The organism is Streptomyces sp. NPDC050211 (genome assembly GCF_040656035.1).
In the GTDB taxonomy this organism is placed as follows: domain Bacteria; phylum Actinomycetota; class Actinomycetes; order Streptomycetales; family Streptomycetaceae; genus Streptomyces.
The window spans coordinates 157,078-172,303 of sequence record NZ_JBFALC010000009.1 but is presented as its reverse complement, the minus strand read 5'-3'; the positions used below and the strand labels follow the sequence as shown (position 1 = coordinate 172,303).

The window sequence follows — 15,226 nt, the reverse complement described above, 5'->3', positions numbered from 1 at the left end:
ATAAGTCTGGAGTTGAGATGTACACGTTGGCGGTCTGTGCCGAGATGGTCTACGGCGACCTGCCGATCGAGGAGCGGGCCCGGCGCATCCACGAGGCCGGCTTCCAGGTGGAGATCTGGGACTGGACCCGGCACGACCTGAACGCACTGGCCCAGACCTCCGCAGAGTTCTCCTCGATGACCGGCTACATCCGCGGCACCCTGACCGACCCGGACGGCGCAGCCGAACTCCTGCGCACAGCCGAGGAGTCGATCAAGGCCGCCGAGCATCTCGGCTGCCCCTGGCTCAACCTGCACGGCACCGGCCTGGACGGCGAGGGCCTGCCCGTGGTGCCGGTGACCGGCGAGGCCACCGGCGAAATGTGGATCACCGCCCACCGCACGCTCACCCGCCTGGCCGAACTGGGCGAAAGCGCGGGCGTCACCTTCACCCTGGAGAACCTCAACACCGCCGTCGACCACCCCGGTGTCCCGTTCGCGCGGGCCGACGACACCTTGGCTCTGGTCGCGGCAGTCGATCGGCCCGGCCTGCGGATGAATCTGGACCTGTACCACGCCCAGATCGGCGAGGGAAACCTCATCGAGCTTGTCCGCCGCGCGCACAGCGCCGGCCTGATCGGAGAGATCCAGGTCGCCGACGTGCCCGGCCGCCGTGAACCCGGCACCGGAGAGATCAACTATCCGGCCGTCGCCCGCGCCCTTACCGACCTCGGTTACGACGGCACGGTCGCCTTGGAGGCATGGCCCTCCGGCGACAGTCACACCGCCATGGAGCGGTTTCGCGCCGCGTTCACCGTCTGATCCCCATCCCGAGCCGCAGAGCCGGCCGCTCAACAGCTCCCCGCCCGACCCGCAACGGGATGTGTCGCGTCCCGCCGGTGGATCACCCCTTCCCGCAAGTCAGCACAGTGAGGTGCCGAAATGAACCGCTCGCTTTCCTCCCGCTCCCGCAGATTCACCGTCCTGGTGGCCCTGACCGCCAGTACCGTCCTCACGGTCGCCGGCTGCTCCAGCAGTTCGGGCGGCAAGAAGTCGGAGGAGAGCGCCGGTGGCGTCTCTGCCGGCAAGGCCACCACGCCCCGCATGACCATCGCGATGATCACGCACGCCGTCCCCGGTGACACGTTCTGGGACACCATCCGCAAGGGCGCCCAGGCCGCCGCTGCGAAGGACAACGTCAAGCTGATCTACTCCTCCGACCCGAACGGGGGTAACCAGGCCAACCTGCTCCAGAACGCGATCGACCAGAAGGTCGACGGCATCGCCGTCACCCTCGCCAAGCCCGATGCCATGAAGGGCACCGTGGCCAAGGCCGTGCAGGCCGGTATACCCGTGGTCGGCTTCAACTCCGGTGTGGACGACTGGAAGAAGCAGGGCCTGCTCCAGTACTTCGGCCAGGACGAGACCGTCGCGGGCGAGGCGGTCGGGAAGAAGCTGAGTTCCCTCGGTGCCAAGAAGGTCGCCTGTGTCATTCAGGAACAGGGCCAGGTCGCCCTCGAGGCACGCTGCGCGGGCGTCAAGAAGGGCTTCTCGGGCACGACGGAAAACCTGTTCGTCAACGGCGCCGACATGCCGTCCGTGCAGTCGACCATCACCGCCAAGCTCAAGCAGGACCCCTCCATCGACTACGTCGTCACCCTCGCCGCCCCGGTCGCGCTGACCGCCACGCAGGCGGTGTCCGACGGCGGCAGCAAGGCCAAGGTCGCCACCTTCGACCTCAACAAGGAACTCGTGAAGGCCATCCAGGACGGCAGCATCCAGTTCGCCGTCGACCAGCAGCCCTACCTGCAGGGCTACCTGGCGGTCGACTCCCTCTGGCTCTACAAGAACAACGGCAACTACAGCGGCGGCGGCGTCGCGCCCGTGTTGACAGGCCCGGCCTTCGTCGACAAGTCCAACGTCGCCGCCGTCGCCGCGTTCGCCGCCAAGGGAACACGGTGACGCGTACGACCCGGGTCACGGCCGGACCCGTGTGGGTCCGGCCGGCCCACTGCTGACCGTCACCGCCGCCCCCCCCAACCCCCCCAAGGCAAGGAACCACATGACCCACCACACCTCCCTTGGAGTCGCCGTGATCGGCGCCGGCCGCATGGGCGCCGACCATGTACGCCGGATCAGCGAGGTGACCAGCGGCGCCCATGTGGCCGCCGTCGTCGACGTCGACATCGATCGCGCCAAGACGGTCGCCGCCAACGTCGACGGATGCGCGGCCTACGGCGACGTCGCCGAAGCGATGGCCTCACCCGACGTCGACGCGGTGCTGCTCGCCTCCCCGGGCATCGCCCACGAGGCGGCCCTGCTCACCGCGTTCGCGCACGACCTGCCCGTCCTGTGCGAGAAGCCCCTCACCCCCGACGCCGCCTCCGCCCTGCGTGTGCTGGAGGCCGAGCAACGCCTCGGGCACCGCCGGGTGCAGGTGGGCTTCATGCGCCGCTACGACCACGAGTACCTCAAGCTCAAAGCGCTGCTGGACAGCGGGGAACTGGGCCGGCCGCTGATGCTGCACAACCGGCACCGCAACCCGTCCTGCCCGCCGGACTTCACCAGCGCCATGCTCATCAACGACTCCGTCACCCACGAGATGGACGTCACCCGCTGGCTGCTCGGCCAGGAGATCACCTCCGTCACCGTCATGCGGCCGCGGCCCTCCGGCAACGCACCCCAAGGACTGGCCGATCCCCAGTTCGTCGTCTTCGAAACCGACGGCGGCGCCCTCGTCGACGTCGAGATCTACGTCAACGCCCGCTACGGCTACCAGGTCCAGGCCGAGGCGGTGTGCGAGCACGGCACCGCCCGCGTCGGAGACCGGCACGACATGCTCGTCAGCACCGGCGGACGCTGGGGCGGCACGGTCACCCCCGGCTTCGTCGAGCGGTTCGAGGAAGCGTACGACCGCGAGGTCCAGGCATGGGTCGACGCCACCCGGCGCGGCGAGGTCACCGGCCCCAGCGCCTGGGACGGCTACGCCGTGGCCGCGGTCTGCGAGGCGGGCATCCGCGCCCAGACCGAGGGCCGCCGCGTCGAGGTGGAACTGGCCGAGCGCCCAGCCCTCTACATCTGACCCCTATCGCCGGCACACCGAACCAGCGGGGAACGACCGCTCCCCGCCCGACCACACCGCAGACGGGACGCATCATGAAGATCGGTCTCAACACCGACAGCGTCGGGCAGCTCACGCTCGACGAGACCCTGGACCTGGCCGCCGAACTCGGCCTGGACCACGTGGAGTTCGCCACCGGCGCCTGGTCCACGGCCCCGCACATCGACATCGACCGGCTTCTCGACAGCGACGGCGCGCGCCGCGAACTGCTGGCCAAGGTCGCCGACCGAGGGCTCACGATCAGCGCCCTCACCTGCTCAGGCAACCCCCTGCACCCCGGGCCCAGCGGCCGCGAGCACGACCAGGTCGCGCGCAGGACGATCGCTCTCGCCCCGCTCCTCGGCGTCGACCGCGTGGTGATGATGTCCGGGCTGCCGGGCGGGCCGGGCGACGCCAACCCCAACTGGATCACGGTCTCCTGGCCGCCGGAGACCACACAGATCCTCGACTGGCAATGGTCCGAGGTCGTACTCCCGTACTGGCGAGACCTTGTCGCCCACTCCCGTGACCGGGGCGTACCCAAACTCGCTCTGGAGATGCACGCCCACCAGGCGGTCTACAACGTCCCCACCCTCCTGCGCCTGCGCGAGGAGGTCGGGCCCGTGGTCGGGGCCAACTTCGACCCCAGTCACCTGATGTGGATGGGTGCCGACCCGCTGGCCGCCATCGAGGCCCTGGGCGAGGCGATCTACCACGTGCACGCCAAGGACACCCGGCTGGAACCCACCCGGCAGGCGCTGACCAGCAGGCTGGAGACGCTGCCGGTCATGGCCGCCAAGGAACGCTCCTGGAACTACGTCACCCTCGGCTACGGCCACGACGACGCCTTCTGGCGCGCTTTCTGCCTCGCCCTGCGCCGAGCCGGCTACGACGACGTCCTGAGCATCGAGCACGAGGACGTTCTTGTGGCCCCCGTCGAGGGCGTCACCAAAACCGTCGATCTCCTGCGCCGCGTCATCCTGCGCGACCCCAGCTCCTACAAGCCCCAGGAGATCTGAGCCGTCCGAAGCCGCACGGAAACAAGTTCCGCGGCTGGGTCCGCCAGGCCGAGGTCGACCGCGGCGAGCGGGACGACGGATTGACCACAGCCGAGCATGAGGAACTGAGAGTGCGGGATGTGAGCTGATGTCCGTTTCGGGGTTGGGCCTGGGTGAGGAGCCCTGGTCGGCGGGGCGGGTGGACGGTCAGGGGCAGGGCTGAGCGAACAGGCCGGGCTCGGGTTCGGTGAGGATGCCCCGTGTGACCAGGCGTTTCAGCTTGGAGCGGATGCCTTCGGTGTTCTTCGGGACGATGGGCAGGTCGAGGCCTGGCAGAGGTCGCGGGCACGCAGCGGCTTTCCGGTGTCGGCGACGGTGGCGAGGATCTGCTGGTAGGCCGGGTGGTCCGGGACGTCGGGTCGGGCCGGTTCGTCGGTGGGGGCCGGTGCGGGGATGTCGAGGAGGGTCTTGCGGGTGATGCGCAAGTTCTCGCTCTCCGCGTCGAGTTCCCCCAGCCGGGCGGTGAGATCCGCCGGCGCCGCCCGGACGGCGGGCAGCCCGGGTGGATCAGCTGCGGTGCCACGCCGGTGCGGTCACTCCCAGTTACTGTCCGATGGCGCCGTCGCTGTCGGCTCTGTTTCTTGGGCGGCCGCTTGCTTGTGCTCGATGAGGGCCGTGGTACCGGCCACAACTGCCGAAAGAGCCACGGCGGCGGACAGCATGGTCGACTTACGGCTGACGTCGCCCCGCAGGCCCGCGGCCAGGAAAGCGGCGGCATCGACCGAGTCCATGACGATGTTCACCGCAAGAAACTGCTGCTGCTGGGGCCGGGTGAGACCGTCCATCCGTTGCAGTCCAAGCCCGAGAGCAGCGTTGCGGATCGCGAACATCCGCGAATAGGGGATCGCGGGGGTACCGCTAGCGGTGAGCTGGAAAACCCGCGCGGCCAGCCGCGGGGTGAACAAGTGGGTGGCCGCGACGATGAAGCGCCCGGTCGTCAGCGCTCTGCGGGAAGGAACCAGGTGGAGGGGGAATTTGGACATGGAGAATCCTTTCAATCCGGAACGGGCCGGTCAGTTGTTCAGGAGGTGGCGGGAAGGGAATTCGACCTGGTCCGCAAACACGGCGTCGAACGGCTCCCCCAGGTAGTTCAAGTACGTTGATCAACAATGACGCCGGTACGCGGTCCGCGCCGGGATCGAAGCCACCCCCTCCCAGCACGTCCGCGCCTGCGGCCTGCGCCGAACCCGCTACCGAGGCCCGCCGAAAACGCATATCGGGCACGTCCTGACCGCACTGGTCTGCAACGTCACCCGCATCGCCGACTGGATCGCCGAACCGACCCGCCCCCCGGCGGGCACCAAGCCACTTCCCCGCCCTCTGCACCGCCCCCAGCTGACCCCGGCAAGATCACCAACAGAGTCACGGCATTGGCCCTAGGTCGAAACGGCTACTTGCCTTCGGCTTCGCGGGAGACGGGAGCCCACTCGGCCCGCTCGGTGAGGTGTTGCTGGGGAAGGGTTTTCTATGGGGTTCAGAGCGCGGCGACGACGCGTCGTAGTATGCCCGGCGCGATGCGCAGCATGGCGGGCATGACTTTCGTCTGACCGGGGAACGCCATGTTCCGCCCCCGCCGAAGAGCCTTCATCGTGACCGCCGCCACCTGCTCGGGAGTCAGCTTCTTCCCGGTGGCTTCGGCGTTCATGGGCGTGTCCGTGGACGGTGGGAGGACCTCAAGGACATGGGTGCCCTGCGGGGCGAGTTGACGGCGCAAGCCATCCGCAAAGCCGTGTAGGCCGGCCTTCACCGCGCCGTGGGTAGGCGCGCGAGTGGGCGAGACCAGAGCGAACCCCGAGGTGATGAATACGAGCGCGTCGGGCTCTGGCCATCGCTCCAGCACTTCACCCGTCAAGTGGATGGGGGCGGTGAGGTTCAGCGCCACCTCGGCATCGAGAGTCGCATTGGGGTTCTTGCCGGCTGCATAGCCTCGTTCCTCGAACGTACCGGCGTTGTTGACCAACACGTCCAGACGCCCGAAGCGATCAGCGACTGCTTGCAGCAACGCTGCCCGATCAGCTGCGTCCGTCACATCGGCCCGCACGGCCAGCGCCTGCGGGTGTGCCTGCGCGAATCGGTCGAGCGCAGCCTGCGAACGCCCGCAGACGACGACGGACACCCCGGCCTCCATGAAGGACTGCGCGAGGCTCAGGCCGATGCCTGAGGTTCCGCCAGTGATGAGTACGGTCTGTGACACGACGCCACCTCTCTGTTTAGCGTACCGATTGGTACGAAACACGTTAGCACACCCGTACCGATCGGTACCAAAGGAGTAGGATGAAGAAATGACCTCGACGACACCGGTCCCTCCCGGCAGGCCTCGCGCGTTCGACATCGACGAGGCACTCGATCGTGCAGTCCTGGTGTTCTGGTCAAAGGGTTTCGAGGGCGCCAGCCTTGACGACCTCACCGAGGCGATGGGTATCAGCCGCCCCGGCCTGTACAGGGCGTTCGGCAGCAAAGAAGACCTCTTCTACAAGGCGCTGGAGCGGTACACCGAGGGCTTGACCGCCTACTTCGGCCGAGCTCTGGCAGAGCCCACAAGTGCAGCAGTGGCTACTGCCGTGCTCCACGGGACGGTCGAGGCGGCAACCATGCCGGGACTGCCCACGGGCTGTCTTGGCGTGCACGGTGCGTTGGCCACCGGGGATGAGAGCCGCCCAGTCCGAGACGCACTCATCGCATGGCGTGAGGATGGGATAGCCCACTTGACGCGCCGGTTTCAACAGGCGGTGGACGCCGGTGACCTTCCGCCTTCCACAGATCCTCATCTTCTCGCGCTCTACCTGAGAACAGTCGCCAATGGGATTGCCGTCCAGGCCGCGAGTGGTAGTTCCCGCCCTGAGCTGCTGCAAGTCGCGAACCTCGCGTTGGGCAGCTGGCCAAAGCCGTAGTCAGTCAGTCAGCCCGGGATCTGCGCACGTACTTCGGTTTTCCGTGGTTCGCGCGAGGCCGGCGTGACGGGCGGAGGAGCTGCGGGTGCGGCGGTAGCGGGCGGTTCCGAGGGGGCGCGGGATGCCGACGCTGCGACGGGGGCTGGCGAGACAGCCTGTGCCGGGGCCGAGGCGCGCAGCCACTACCGATGATCAACTGTTCATCAAGCCGTGCGTGCCGGCGGCATCCCGGCTCCCGCCCTTGTCGCGTCGGTGCCCCAGCTGGCCAGCAGTCGCAGTGCTTCCGCGGACGGGGAACCGGGTTCGGCGTGGTACGTCGCCAGCGTCTGTTCGTGGTCGTCGGCCAGGTGGAACGACTCGAGGCGCAGATCGAGTTCGCCGACGAGCGGGTGGTGCAGGCGCTGGATGCCGTGGCACTTGTCCTTGACGTCGTGGGCGGCCCACAGCCGCCGGAACTCCTCGCTCTTCACGGAGAGTTCGCCCACCAGCGCGGACAGCCGGCGGTCGTTGGGATGGGAGCCGGCGTCCATACGCAGCTGAGAGACGACGTCGTTCGCTTTGTGCTCCCAGTCCACGAACAGGTCGCGGTACTCGGGCCTGAGGAACACCAGCCGCGCCCAGTTCCGCTCCTGCGCGGGCAGCTCGGCCCAGTCGCCGAAGACCGCCGCGGCCATCCGGTTCCAGGCGAGGATGTCCCCGCGCCGCCCCACGAGGATCGCCGGGCCGCCTTCCATGGTGTCCAGCAGCGTCCGCAGGGGGCCCCGCACCCGCTGGGTGCGGCCGGCCGGCTTCTTCTTCTGCTGTTTCGGCTTCGCCAGGTGTGTGAGGTGGGCGTGCTCTGCGTCGCTCAGCCTGAGCGCGCGGGCGATGGCGTCGAGGACCTCCGCCGACACGTGCCGCCCGTTGCCCTGCTCCAGGCGCGTGTAGTACCCCACCGACACCCCGGCCAGCTGCGCCAGCTCCTCGCGGCGCAGCCCCGGCACCCGCCGGTGCCGCCCGAAGTCCGGCAGGCCCACGTCCTCCGGCTTCAGCCGGGCCCTCCGGGTGCGCAAGAACTCACTGAGCTCGGCACGCGGGTCCAGAGCGCCGTCGGCGGGCTCGCGCACCGGTTCGGGGTATTCGTCCATGCCTCGAGTATCCCCGGTCGGACGCACACGAGCCTGCACCAGTCAGTGGTAGGCACAGCGGATGTACACAAAGCCGTGACCTGGGTGAATACCGGATCGTCCAGCACGCTGGCCACTGTGCCTGGCTGGAAGGCAGCCGGGGCGTGGCTTGCATCAGGAACGGAGTACACCCCATGACCGCAACACAGGGGACCGAGTCGAGGACGCGTCAGAGCGAAACGGCCGCGGAGGTGGTCGGCCGCCTTCGTGCGACGTTCAACACCGGCGTCACCCGCGGACTGGACTGGCGCGTCAACCAGCTGCAACGGCTGCGGGCACTGCTGGTCGAGAACGAGCAAGAGCTGATCGAAGCGCTCTGGGCGGATCTGAGGAAGAACCCCGCCGAGGCGAAGACGCAGGAGATCGACTTCACCGTTGCTGACATCGACGAGACGCTGGCGAATCTCGAGAGCTGGCTTCAGCCTCGCCCAGTGGAGGTTCCCGCCCACTTCGGTCCCACGACCACGGCCTACACCACGTACGACCCGCTCGGGGTCGTCCTGGTGATCGCCCCGTGGAATTTCCCGCTGCACCTTCTCATCGACCCCATCATCGGCGCACTGGCCGCCGGGAACACCGTCGTGGCCAAGCCGAGCGAGATCTCGGTGCACACATCGGCGGTCGCTTCACGCCTCCTGCGGCAGTACTTCGACCCTGACGTGCTCACCGTCGTCGAGGGGGGCGCCGAGGAGACCACGGCCCTCCTGGCACAGCGTTTCGACCACATCTTCTACACCGGCAATGGCACCGTCGGCCGGATCGTCATGGCCGCAGCCGCCAAGCACCTCACCCCGGTCACGCTTGAACTCGGGGGCAAGTCACCCGTCTTCGTGGCACCTGACGCCGACGTGGACGAGACCGCGAAGCGGCTGGTCGGGGCCAAGTTCGGCAACGCGGGGCAGCAGTGCATAGCCCCCGACTACGTTCTGGCCGATCCTGCCACCGCAGCCGCACTGGTCCCCGCCCTGCGCACGGCGGTCGAAGCCCAGTTCGGCACCAGCCCGCAGACCTCAGCCGGCTTCGGCCGGATCATCAACGAGCGGCACTTCGACCGGCTCACCCGTCTGCTGGACTCCGGCAGGGCGGCGGTGGGAGGCCAGCACGACCGCGACGACCTGTTCATCGCACCGACCGTGCTCACCGATGTCGACCCCGCATCGCCGGTCATGCAGGAGGAGATCTTCGGTCCGATCCTCGCCGTCGTCGAAGTCGAAGACCTCGATGCCGCCATCGCCTTCATCAACGAACGCGACAAGCCCCTCGCGCTCTACGCCTTCACCACGTCCGAGGCCACCAAGTCGCGCCTCTTGAACGAGACGTCCTCCGGCGGCGTCGCCTGGGGCCAGCCGGTGATGCAACTGCTCATGCCCGGCCTGCCTTTCGGCGGCGTCGGCGAAAGCGGCATGGGCCGATACCACGGCCGGTACTCCCTCGAGACGTTCAGCCACCTCAAGGGTGTCGCGGACGTACCGCTCGGCTAGCCGTGCGCCTTCTGCCGACACCACCCACGCCCCGATCCACCGGGACAGCGTGGACCCCCTGCGTCGCAGACCTTCATCCCGTTTTCCTCCGTAGTGCAGAAAGAAAGCAACCCATGCCTGTCAACACTTCAGAAGTTTCGCCCGTCCCATCACTTTTCTCCCCCGTCTCTCTCGGGAAGATCGAGCTCGCCAACCGCATCGTCATGGCACCGCTGACCCGGGTCCGGGCCGGTTCCTCCGGCATCCCCGGGGACCTGATGGTCGAGTACTACCGGCAGCGGGCGAGCGTCGGAATGATCATCACCGAGGGCACCTACCCCGACCACGCCTCGCAGGGGTACGTCGGTGAGCCGGGCATCGCCACCGACGAGCAGGCGGCCGGCTGGCAGCGGGTGTTCGAGGCGGTGCACGCCGAGGGCGGCCGCATCGTCCTGCAGATCATGCACGCCGGCCGCGGCACCCACCCCGACATCAACGGCGGCCGCCGCATCCTCGCCCCCAGCGCGATCGCCATCGACAACAAGACGTTCACCGAGAAGGGCGAGCAGCCCTACCCCGTACCGGAAGCGATGACCACCGCAGAGATCCGGACCGCCGTGGACGACTTCGCCGCCGCGGCCCGCCGGGCCATCGACGCGGGAGCGGACGGCGTGGAAATCCACGGCGCCAACGGCTACCTGCTCCAGGAGTTCCTCTCCCCGGCGGCCAACCAGCGCACCGATGGATACGGCGGCTCGCCGCACAACCGCGCCCGCTTCGTCGTCGAGGTCGTCACGGCGGTCGCCCAGGCCGTCGGTGCCGAGCGGGTCGGGCTGCGGATCTCGCCCGAGGTCGACCTCGGGGACGTCTTCGAGACCGACCGGGACGACGTCCTGGCCACCTACGGCACCCTGCTGGACCAGCTGCGCCCGCTGGGCCTGGCCTACCTCTCCGTACTGCACGTCGAGCCGGGCGGAGACCTGGTACAGGAGCTGCGGCGGCGCTTCGACGGCAAGCTGATCGTCAACAACGGCCCCCTCGGCGGGCAGACGACCCGCGAGCAGGCGCTCCAGCAGATCGAGGCCGGCCACGCCGAAGCCGTGGCCGTGGGCCGGTCCCTCATCGCCAACCCTGACCTGGTCGAGCGCTGGCAGGGTGGCCACCCGGAGAACGAGCCGCGGCCGGAACTGTTCTACGGGCCGGGCGCCGAGGGCTACACCGACTACCCCTTCCTCGAAGCGGCCTGAGGCCCACAGTCACGCCTGTCCATGCGGCAACCCCACTCACCCATGGACAGGCGCCCGACCGGCGACACTGTGCCCGCCTCTTTGAGCCCGCGGTCACACCGGCGATCACTGGCTCGAGGACCGTCGGGTCCGTCAGGGCCTTGACGGTCCGCAGGTTCCTGGTCGGCCTGCGTTCGGTGACCTCGTCGAGCACATCGCTCTTGTGCGTCGCCCCCGCGGCGGCCTTCGGCCACAGCTGACGCCTATGACAGTTTTGAGGCAGGCGAAGTTCCGCAGCCGCTGGTAGGCGCGGTACTGCCAACGTCGGGCGGGCGCAGATTTGTTTCCGCAGAGGGCCACGAAGCCGTGAAGAAAGCGTGCAGACGGAGCCTCTAAGCACCCGCCCCGCGCACCTGGCAGATCACTGTCCGAAATCCAGCACGGGCGTTCTCGTCCCATCCCAGCACGATCCCAGCACGGTAGGGATGAGCAGGGGTGATGACAGGTGACGAGGGGTCAGCTATCCCAGCACCATCCCAGCACGGGAAAAAACTAAGGGCCCGACCCCGAAGAGCCGGACCCTCTCTGACCTGCATGTTTGCCAGATCAGCTACGTGGTGATATGTCAGCCGCTACACGTTGAAGCGGAACTCCACCACGTCCCCCTCCTGCATGACGTAGTCCTTGCCCTCCATGCGGGCCTTCCCCTTGGCACGGGCCTCAGCGACCGAACCCATCTCCACCAGGTCGGCGAAGGAGATGACCTCGGCCTTGATGAAGCCCTTTTGGAAGTCGGTGTGGATGACGCCGGCGGCCTCGGGGGCGGTGGCGCCCTTCTTGATGGTCCAGGCGCGGGATTCCTTGGGGCCGGCGGTGAGGTAGGTCTGCAGGCCGAGGGTGTTGAAGCCGACGCGGGCGAGGGTGGCGAGGCCGGGCTCCTCGGCGCCGACCGACTCCAGCAGTTCCATCGCGTCCTCCTCGTCCAGCTCGGCGAGGTCCGCCTCGAGCTTGGCGTTGAGGAAGATCGCCTCGGCGGGGGCGACCAGGGCGCGCTGCTCGTTCTTGAAGTCCTCGTCCGTCAGCTCGTCCTCGTCGACGTTGAAGACGTAGAGGAAGGGCTTGGTGGTCAGGAGGTGCAGGTCGTGCAGGAGCTCCGCGCGCTCGCTGCCCTGGACGATGCCCTGGGAGAAGAGGGTGTCGCCCTTGTCCAGGATCTCCTTGGCGGCCTCGATCGCGGCGACCTTCGGCGCTACGTCCTTCTTGATCCGCGACTCCTTCTGGAGCCGGGGAAGGACCTTCTCGATGGTCTGGAGGTCCGCCAGGATCAGCTCGGTGTTGATGGTCTCGATGTCGTCCTTGGGCGAGACCTTGCCGTCGACGTGGACGACGTTCTCGTCCTTGAAGGCGCGGATGACCTGGCAGATCGCGTCCGACTCACGGATGTTCGCGAGGAACTTGTTGCCCAGGCCCTCGCCCTCGCTCGCGCCGCGCACGATGCCCGCGATGTCGACGAAGTCGACGGTCGCCGGGAGGATGCGCTGGGAGGAGAAGATCTCGGCCAATTTGGTGAGCCGGGCGTCGGGGACGCCGACCACGCCCACGTTCGGCTCGATCGTGGCGAACGGGTAGTTGGCCGCCAGCACGTCGTTCTTGGTCAGGGCGTTGAACAGGGTCGACTTGCCGACATTCGGCAGACCGACGATTCCGATCGTGAGCGACACGTTGCGACTTCCCGTACGTGAGAGGACCTGAGGGATCTGAGGGGACTGAGGCGTGGAGACCTGGGCCGATCCACCAGTCTACGGGCTGCCGAACCCCGTATCGGCGTCGTATCGAACGCTTGGCCAACGTCTGTCCAACGGCGTGTCTGACGGGCTATTCGGCACATAAACCGACCTAGGTTGGTCCGGTGGAGCAACACAGGACGCGGTCCCCCCGGTACGGAACGCCACGCGGCACACCCCGGCTGCCCCCGCAGGGCCGCGGCCCGGGCGGCCGGCCTGAGGGGCGGCCACCGGGGGCGGGCGTACGGCGGCCCGCTCCGCCGGTGGTGCTGGCCGTGCGGCGGATCGCCCGGGCCGTGCGCCGGATGCCGAACCCCCGGCTCACCGGGCTCGGCGGCGGGCTGTTCTGCGGGGTGCTGATGCTCGCGTCGGGCTGTCTCGACTCGTTGCTGTTCGGGTCGTCGACGACGGTGTACGGCGTGCTGTTCCTGCCGGTCTGTGTGCTGACGGCGGTGTGGATCCGCAAGGCCGACCTGGTGACGGCGCCGGTCGTGGTGCCGATCGCCTTCGCCGTGGGGCTGCTGCCCGTCGCCGACGGGAGCGACGGGGCCGACGGGCGGCTGATGGGCTTCGTCACGGCGCTCGCCACAGAGGCGGGGTGGCTGTACGGGGGGACGCTGATCGCCGGTGTGATCGTGACGGTGCGAAGGGTCCGCATGGTGCGCCGCCGCCGACGGGTGTAGCCCCTCCCGCCGGCCTAGCCCTCCTTCGCCGCCCGCATCGCCGCTCCCACGATCCCCGCGTTGTTCTGCAGCTGCGCCGGGACTATCTCGGCCTTGATGCCCTCGATGAAGTGCAGGAACTTGCCCGCCTTACGGCTGACGCCGCCGCCGACGATGAACAGCTCCGGGGAGAACAGCATCTCCACATGGGCGAGATACGCCTGCACCCGGTGGGCCCAGTGCTCCCAGGACAGGTCGTGGTCTTCCTTGGCCTTGCTGGAGGCGCGCTTCTCCGCGTCGTGCCCGTGCAGCTCCAGGTGGCCCAGCTCGGTGTTCGGGACGAGGACGCCGTCGATGAAGAGGGCGCTGCCGATGCCGGTGCCGAAGGTGAGCATGATCACCGTGCCCCGGCGGTCGCGGCCGGCGCCGAACTGCATCTCGGCGACGCCCGCCGCGTCCGCGTCGTTGATCACGGTCACCTGGAGGCCGCCGAGCCGCTCGCCCAGCAGTGCGCGCGCGTCGGTGTCGATCCAGCTCTTGTCCACGTTGGCCGCGGTGCGGATCGTCGCCCCACCGGTGACCACGCCCGGGAAGGTGATGCCGACCGGGCCGGTCCAGCCGAAGTGGTCGACGACCTCCTTCACCCCGTCGGCCACCGTGTCGGGCGTCGCCGGATGGGGAGTGAGCACTTTGAGGCGCTCCTGAGCCAGGTCGCCCCTGTCCAGGTCCACAGGGGCGCCCTTGATCCCGGATCCACCGATGTCCACGCCGAAGATCTGCATGGCCCTACGTTACGACGGTGGACTGACAGTCACTCCCCGGAGGTGCCGGAACCGGAACCGGTGCCCGTGACGGCGCCCGTTTCCGTGCCCGCCCCGCCTCGCTCGGCGACCAGCGTCGCCGCCTCCTCGCGCAGGTCACGGCGGAGCTCCTTCGGCAGCGAGAAGGTGATGGACTCCTCGGCCGCCTTCACCAGTTCGACGTCCTCGAAGCCGCGCTGGGACAGCCACTCCAGCACCTGCTCGACGAGGATCTCGGGCACCGAGGCGCCGGAGGTGACACCCACCGTGGACACGCCCTCGAGCCACGCCTCGTCGATCTCGTCGGCGTAGTCCACGAGGTAGGCCTCGCGGGAGCCGGCGAGCTTGGCGACCTCGACGAGCCGCTTGGAGTTGGAGGAGTTCCGGGAGCCGACCACGATGACCAGCTCTGCCTGCGCGCCCATCTCCTTCACGGCGAGCTGGCGGTTCTGCGTGGCGTAGCAGATGTCGTCGCTGGGCGGGGAGATGAGCTGCGGGAACTTCTCCTTGAGGGCGTCGACGGTCTCCATCGTCTCGTCGACGGAGAGCGTGGTCTGGGAGAGCCAGACCACCTTCGACTCATCGCGGACCTCGACCTTGGCGACGTCCTCGGGGCCGTCGACCAGCTGGATGTGCTCGGGGGCCTCGCCGGACGTGCCGATGACTTCCTCGTGGCCCTCGTGCCCGATCAGGAGGATGTCGTAGTCCTCCTTGGCGAAGCGGACGGCTTCCTTGTGGACCTTGGTGACGAGCGGGCAGGTGGCGTCGATGGTGGCGAGCCTGCCGCGCTCCGCCTCTTCGTGGACGACGGGGGCGACGCCGTGCGCGGAGAACATCACGATGTTCCCCGGGGGGACCTCTTCCGTCCGTTCGACGAAGATGGCGCCCTTCTTCTCCAGGGTCTGCACGACGTACTTGTTGTGGACGATCTCGTGCCGGACATAGACGGGAGCCCCGTACTGCTCGAGGGCTTTCTCGACGGCGATCACGGCGCGGTCCACGCCCGCGCAGTAGCCCCGGGGGGCGGCGAGCAGGACACGGCGGCCAGGCGAAGCAGTCATGCGTCCCATCGTAAGGCCGCGCTCGCCGGGTCAAAGATCG

Annotated in this window: 15 protein-coding genes and 1 pseudogene; 9 read left to right on the top strand and 7 right to left on the bottom strand. The window is 68.5% G+C overall.

The window, feature by feature from the left end; all coding sequences use genetic code 11:
• Positions 1–17: 17 nt before the first annotated feature.
• The 4 genes from AB0I98_RS12540 to AB0I98_RS12525 all read left to right on the top strand — a co-directional run bounded on the left by AB0I98_RS12540 (position 18) and on the right by AB0I98_RS12525 (position 4,097).
• On the top strand, positions 18–800 hold the full coding sequence (locus tag AB0I98_RS12540; protein WP_362939363.1) for a TIM barrel protein: 783 nt from the start codon (positions 18–20) through the stop codon (positions 798–800).
• Positions 801–920: 120 nt separating this feature from the next.
• Positions 921–1,940, top strand: a complete 1,020-nt coding sequence (locus AB0I98_RS12535) for a sugar ABC transporter substrate-binding protein (RefSeq protein ID WP_362939360.1) — start codon at positions 921–923, stop codon at positions 1,938–1,940.
• Between the two features lie 100 nt (positions 1,941–2,040).
• On the top strand, positions 2,041–3,060 hold the full coding sequence (locus AB0I98_RS12530) for a Gfo/Idh/MocA family oxidoreductase (RefSeq protein ID WP_362939357.1): 1,020 nt from the start codon (positions 2,041–2,043) through the stop codon (positions 3,058–3,060).
• A gap of 74 nt (positions 3,061–3,134) precedes the next feature.
• Positions 3,135–4,097, top strand: a complete 963-nt coding sequence (locus tag AB0I98_RS12525; protein WP_362939354.1) for a sugar phosphate isomerase/epimerase — start codon at positions 3,135–3,137, stop codon at positions 4,095–4,097.
• A 254-nt stretch (positions 4,098–4,351) separates the two neighbouring features.
• On the opposite strand, the gene AB0I98_RS12520 is transcribed toward AB0I98_RS12525, so the two are convergent.
• Together AB0I98_RS12520 and AB0I98_RS12515 are read right to left on the bottom strand one after the other, a co-directional pair.
• The gene (locus tag AB0I98_RS12520) at positions 4,352–4,561 is read right to left on the bottom strand and encodes a hypothetical protein (RefSeq protein ID WP_362939351.1); all 210 of its coding nucleotides are present in this window, start codon (positions 4,559–4,561) and stop codon (positions 4,352–4,354) included.
• 108 nt (positions 4,562–4,669) lie between these two features.
• Positions 4,670–5,119, bottom strand: coding sequence for a hypothetical protein (locus AB0I98_RS12515; RefSeq protein ID WP_362939348.1), 450 nt, complete (start codon positions 5,117–5,119; stop codon positions 4,670–4,672).
• Between the two features lie 136 nt (positions 5,120–5,255).
• On the opposite strand from AB0I98_RS12515, the pseudogene AB0I98_RS12510 reads away from it, so the two are divergent.
• Positions 5,256–5,516, top strand: a pseudogene (locus tag AB0I98_RS12510) (transposase); the annotation flags it as partial.
• A gap of 94 nt (positions 5,517–5,610) precedes the next feature.
• Here the strand turns inward: AB0I98_RS12510 and AB0I98_RS12505 are convergent.
• Positions 5,611–6,330: an SDR family NAD(P)-dependent oxidoreductase gene (locus AB0I98_RS12505; RefSeq protein ID WP_362939345.1), complete on the bottom strand. Its 720-nt coding sequence runs from the start codon at positions 6,328–6,330 to the stop codon at positions 5,611–5,613.
• Between the two features lie 88 nt (positions 6,331–6,418).
• On the opposite strand from AB0I98_RS12505, the gene AB0I98_RS12500 reads away from it, so the two are divergent.
• Entirely contained in the window at positions 6,419–7,027 is a 609-nt protein-coding gene (locus AB0I98_RS12500; RefSeq protein ID WP_362939342.1) for a TetR/AcrR family transcriptional regulator, read from the top strand.
• A 203-nt stretch (positions 7,028–7,230) separates the two neighbouring features.
• Here AB0I98_RS12500 and AB0I98_RS12495 read toward each other — a convergent pair whose 3' ends face one another.
• Positions 7,231–8,154, bottom strand: coding sequence for a helix-turn-helix transcriptional regulator (locus AB0I98_RS12495; protein WP_362939339.1), 924 nt, complete (start codon positions 8,152–8,154; stop codon positions 7,231–7,233).
• A 173-nt stretch (positions 8,155–8,327) separates the two neighbouring features.
• Here AB0I98_RS12495 and AB0I98_RS12490 point away from each other — a divergent pair, with 173 nt between their 5' ends.
• Complete coding sequence (locus AB0I98_RS12490; protein ID WP_362939336.1) at positions 8,328–9,674, top strand: aldehyde dehydrogenase family protein; 1,347 nt, start codon at positions 8,328–8,330, stop codon at positions 9,672–9,674.
• 113 nt (positions 9,675–9,787) lie between these two features.
• On the top strand, positions 9,788–10,900 hold the full coding sequence (locus AB0I98_RS12485) for an alkene reductase (protein WP_362939333.1): 1,113 nt from the start codon (positions 9,788–9,790) through the stop codon (positions 10,898–10,900).
• A gap of 611 nt (positions 10,901–11,511) precedes the next feature.
• Here the strand turns inward: AB0I98_RS12485 and ychF are convergent.
• The gene (ychF, locus tag AB0I98_RS12480; RefSeq protein ID WP_362939330.1) at positions 11,512–12,600 is read right to left on the bottom strand and encodes a redox-regulated ATPase YchF; all 1,089 of its coding nucleotides are present in this window, start codon (positions 12,598–12,600) and stop codon (positions 11,512–11,514) included.
• Positions 12,601–12,788: 188 nt separating this feature from the next.
• Here ychF and AB0I98_RS12475 point away from each other — a divergent pair, with 188 nt between their 5' ends.
• Positions 12,789–13,346 carry a DUF6542 domain-containing protein gene (locus tag AB0I98_RS12475; RefSeq protein ID WP_362939327.1) on the top strand — a complete coding sequence of 186 codons (558 nt, stop codon included), beginning with the start codon at positions 12,789–12,791 and terminating at the stop codon, positions 13,344–13,346.
• A 14-nt stretch (positions 13,347–13,360) separates the two neighbouring features.
• Here AB0I98_RS12475 and ppgK read toward each other — a convergent pair whose 3' ends face one another.
• Entirely contained in the window at positions 13,361–14,107 is a 747-nt protein-coding gene (gene ppgK, locus AB0I98_RS12470) for a polyphosphate--glucose phosphotransferase (RefSeq protein WP_362939324.1), read from the bottom strand.
• A 29-nt stretch (positions 14,108–14,136) separates the two neighbouring features.
• Positions 14,137–15,195: a 4-hydroxy-3-methylbut-2-enyl diphosphate reductase gene (locus tag AB0I98_RS12465; RefSeq protein ID WP_362939321.1), complete on the bottom strand. Its 1,059-nt coding sequence runs from the start codon at positions 15,193–15,195 to the stop codon at positions 14,137–14,139.
• Positions 15,196–15,226 lie beyond the last annotated feature (31 nt).

Excerpts from the sequence above, each read along its gene's own strand:
- AB0I98_RS12540 (WP_362939363.1), top strand. The coding sequence starts at position 18 with ATGTACACGTTGGCGGTCTGTGCCGAGATGGTCTACGGCGACCTGCCG.
- AB0I98_RS12535 (WP_362939360.1), top strand. The coding sequence starts at position 921 with ATGAACCGCTCGCTTTCCTCCCGCTCCCGCAGATTCACCGTCCTGGTG.
- AB0I98_RS12530 (WP_362939357.1), top strand. The coding sequence starts at position 2,041 with ATGACCCACCACACCTCCCTTGGAGTCGCCGTGATCGGCGCCGGCCGC.
- AB0I98_RS12525 (WP_362939354.1), top strand. The coding sequence starts at position 3,135 with ATGAAGATCGGTCTCAACACCGACAGCGTCGGGCAGCTCACGCTCGAC.
- AB0I98_RS12515 (WP_362939348.1), bottom strand. The coding sequence starts at position 5,119 with ATGTCCAAATTCCCCCTCCACCTGGTTCCTTCCCGCAGAGCGCTGACG.
- AB0I98_RS12500 (WP_362939342.1), top strand. The coding sequence starts at position 6,419 with ATGACCTCGACGACACCGGTCCCTCCCGGCAGGCCTCGCGCGTTCGAC.
- AB0I98_RS12495 (WP_362939339.1), bottom strand. The coding sequence starts at position 8,154 with ATGGACGAATACCCCGAACCGGTGCGCGAGCCCGCCGACGGCGCTCTG.
- AB0I98_RS12490 (WP_362939336.1), top strand. The coding sequence starts at position 8,328 with ATGACCGCAACACAGGGGACCGAGTCGAGGACGCGTCAGAGCGAAACG.
- AB0I98_RS12485 (WP_362939333.1), top strand. The coding sequence starts at position 9,788 with ATGCCTGTCAACACTTCAGAAGTTTCGCCCGTCCCATCACTTTTCTCC.
- ppgK (WP_362939324.1), bottom strand. The coding sequence starts at position 14,107 with ATGCAGATCTTCGGCGTGGACATCGGTGGATCCGGGATCAAGGGCGCC.
- AB0I98_RS12465 (WP_362939321.1), bottom strand. The coding sequence starts at position 15,195 with ATGGGACGCATGACTGCTTCGCCTGGCCGCCGTGTCCTGCTCGCCGCC.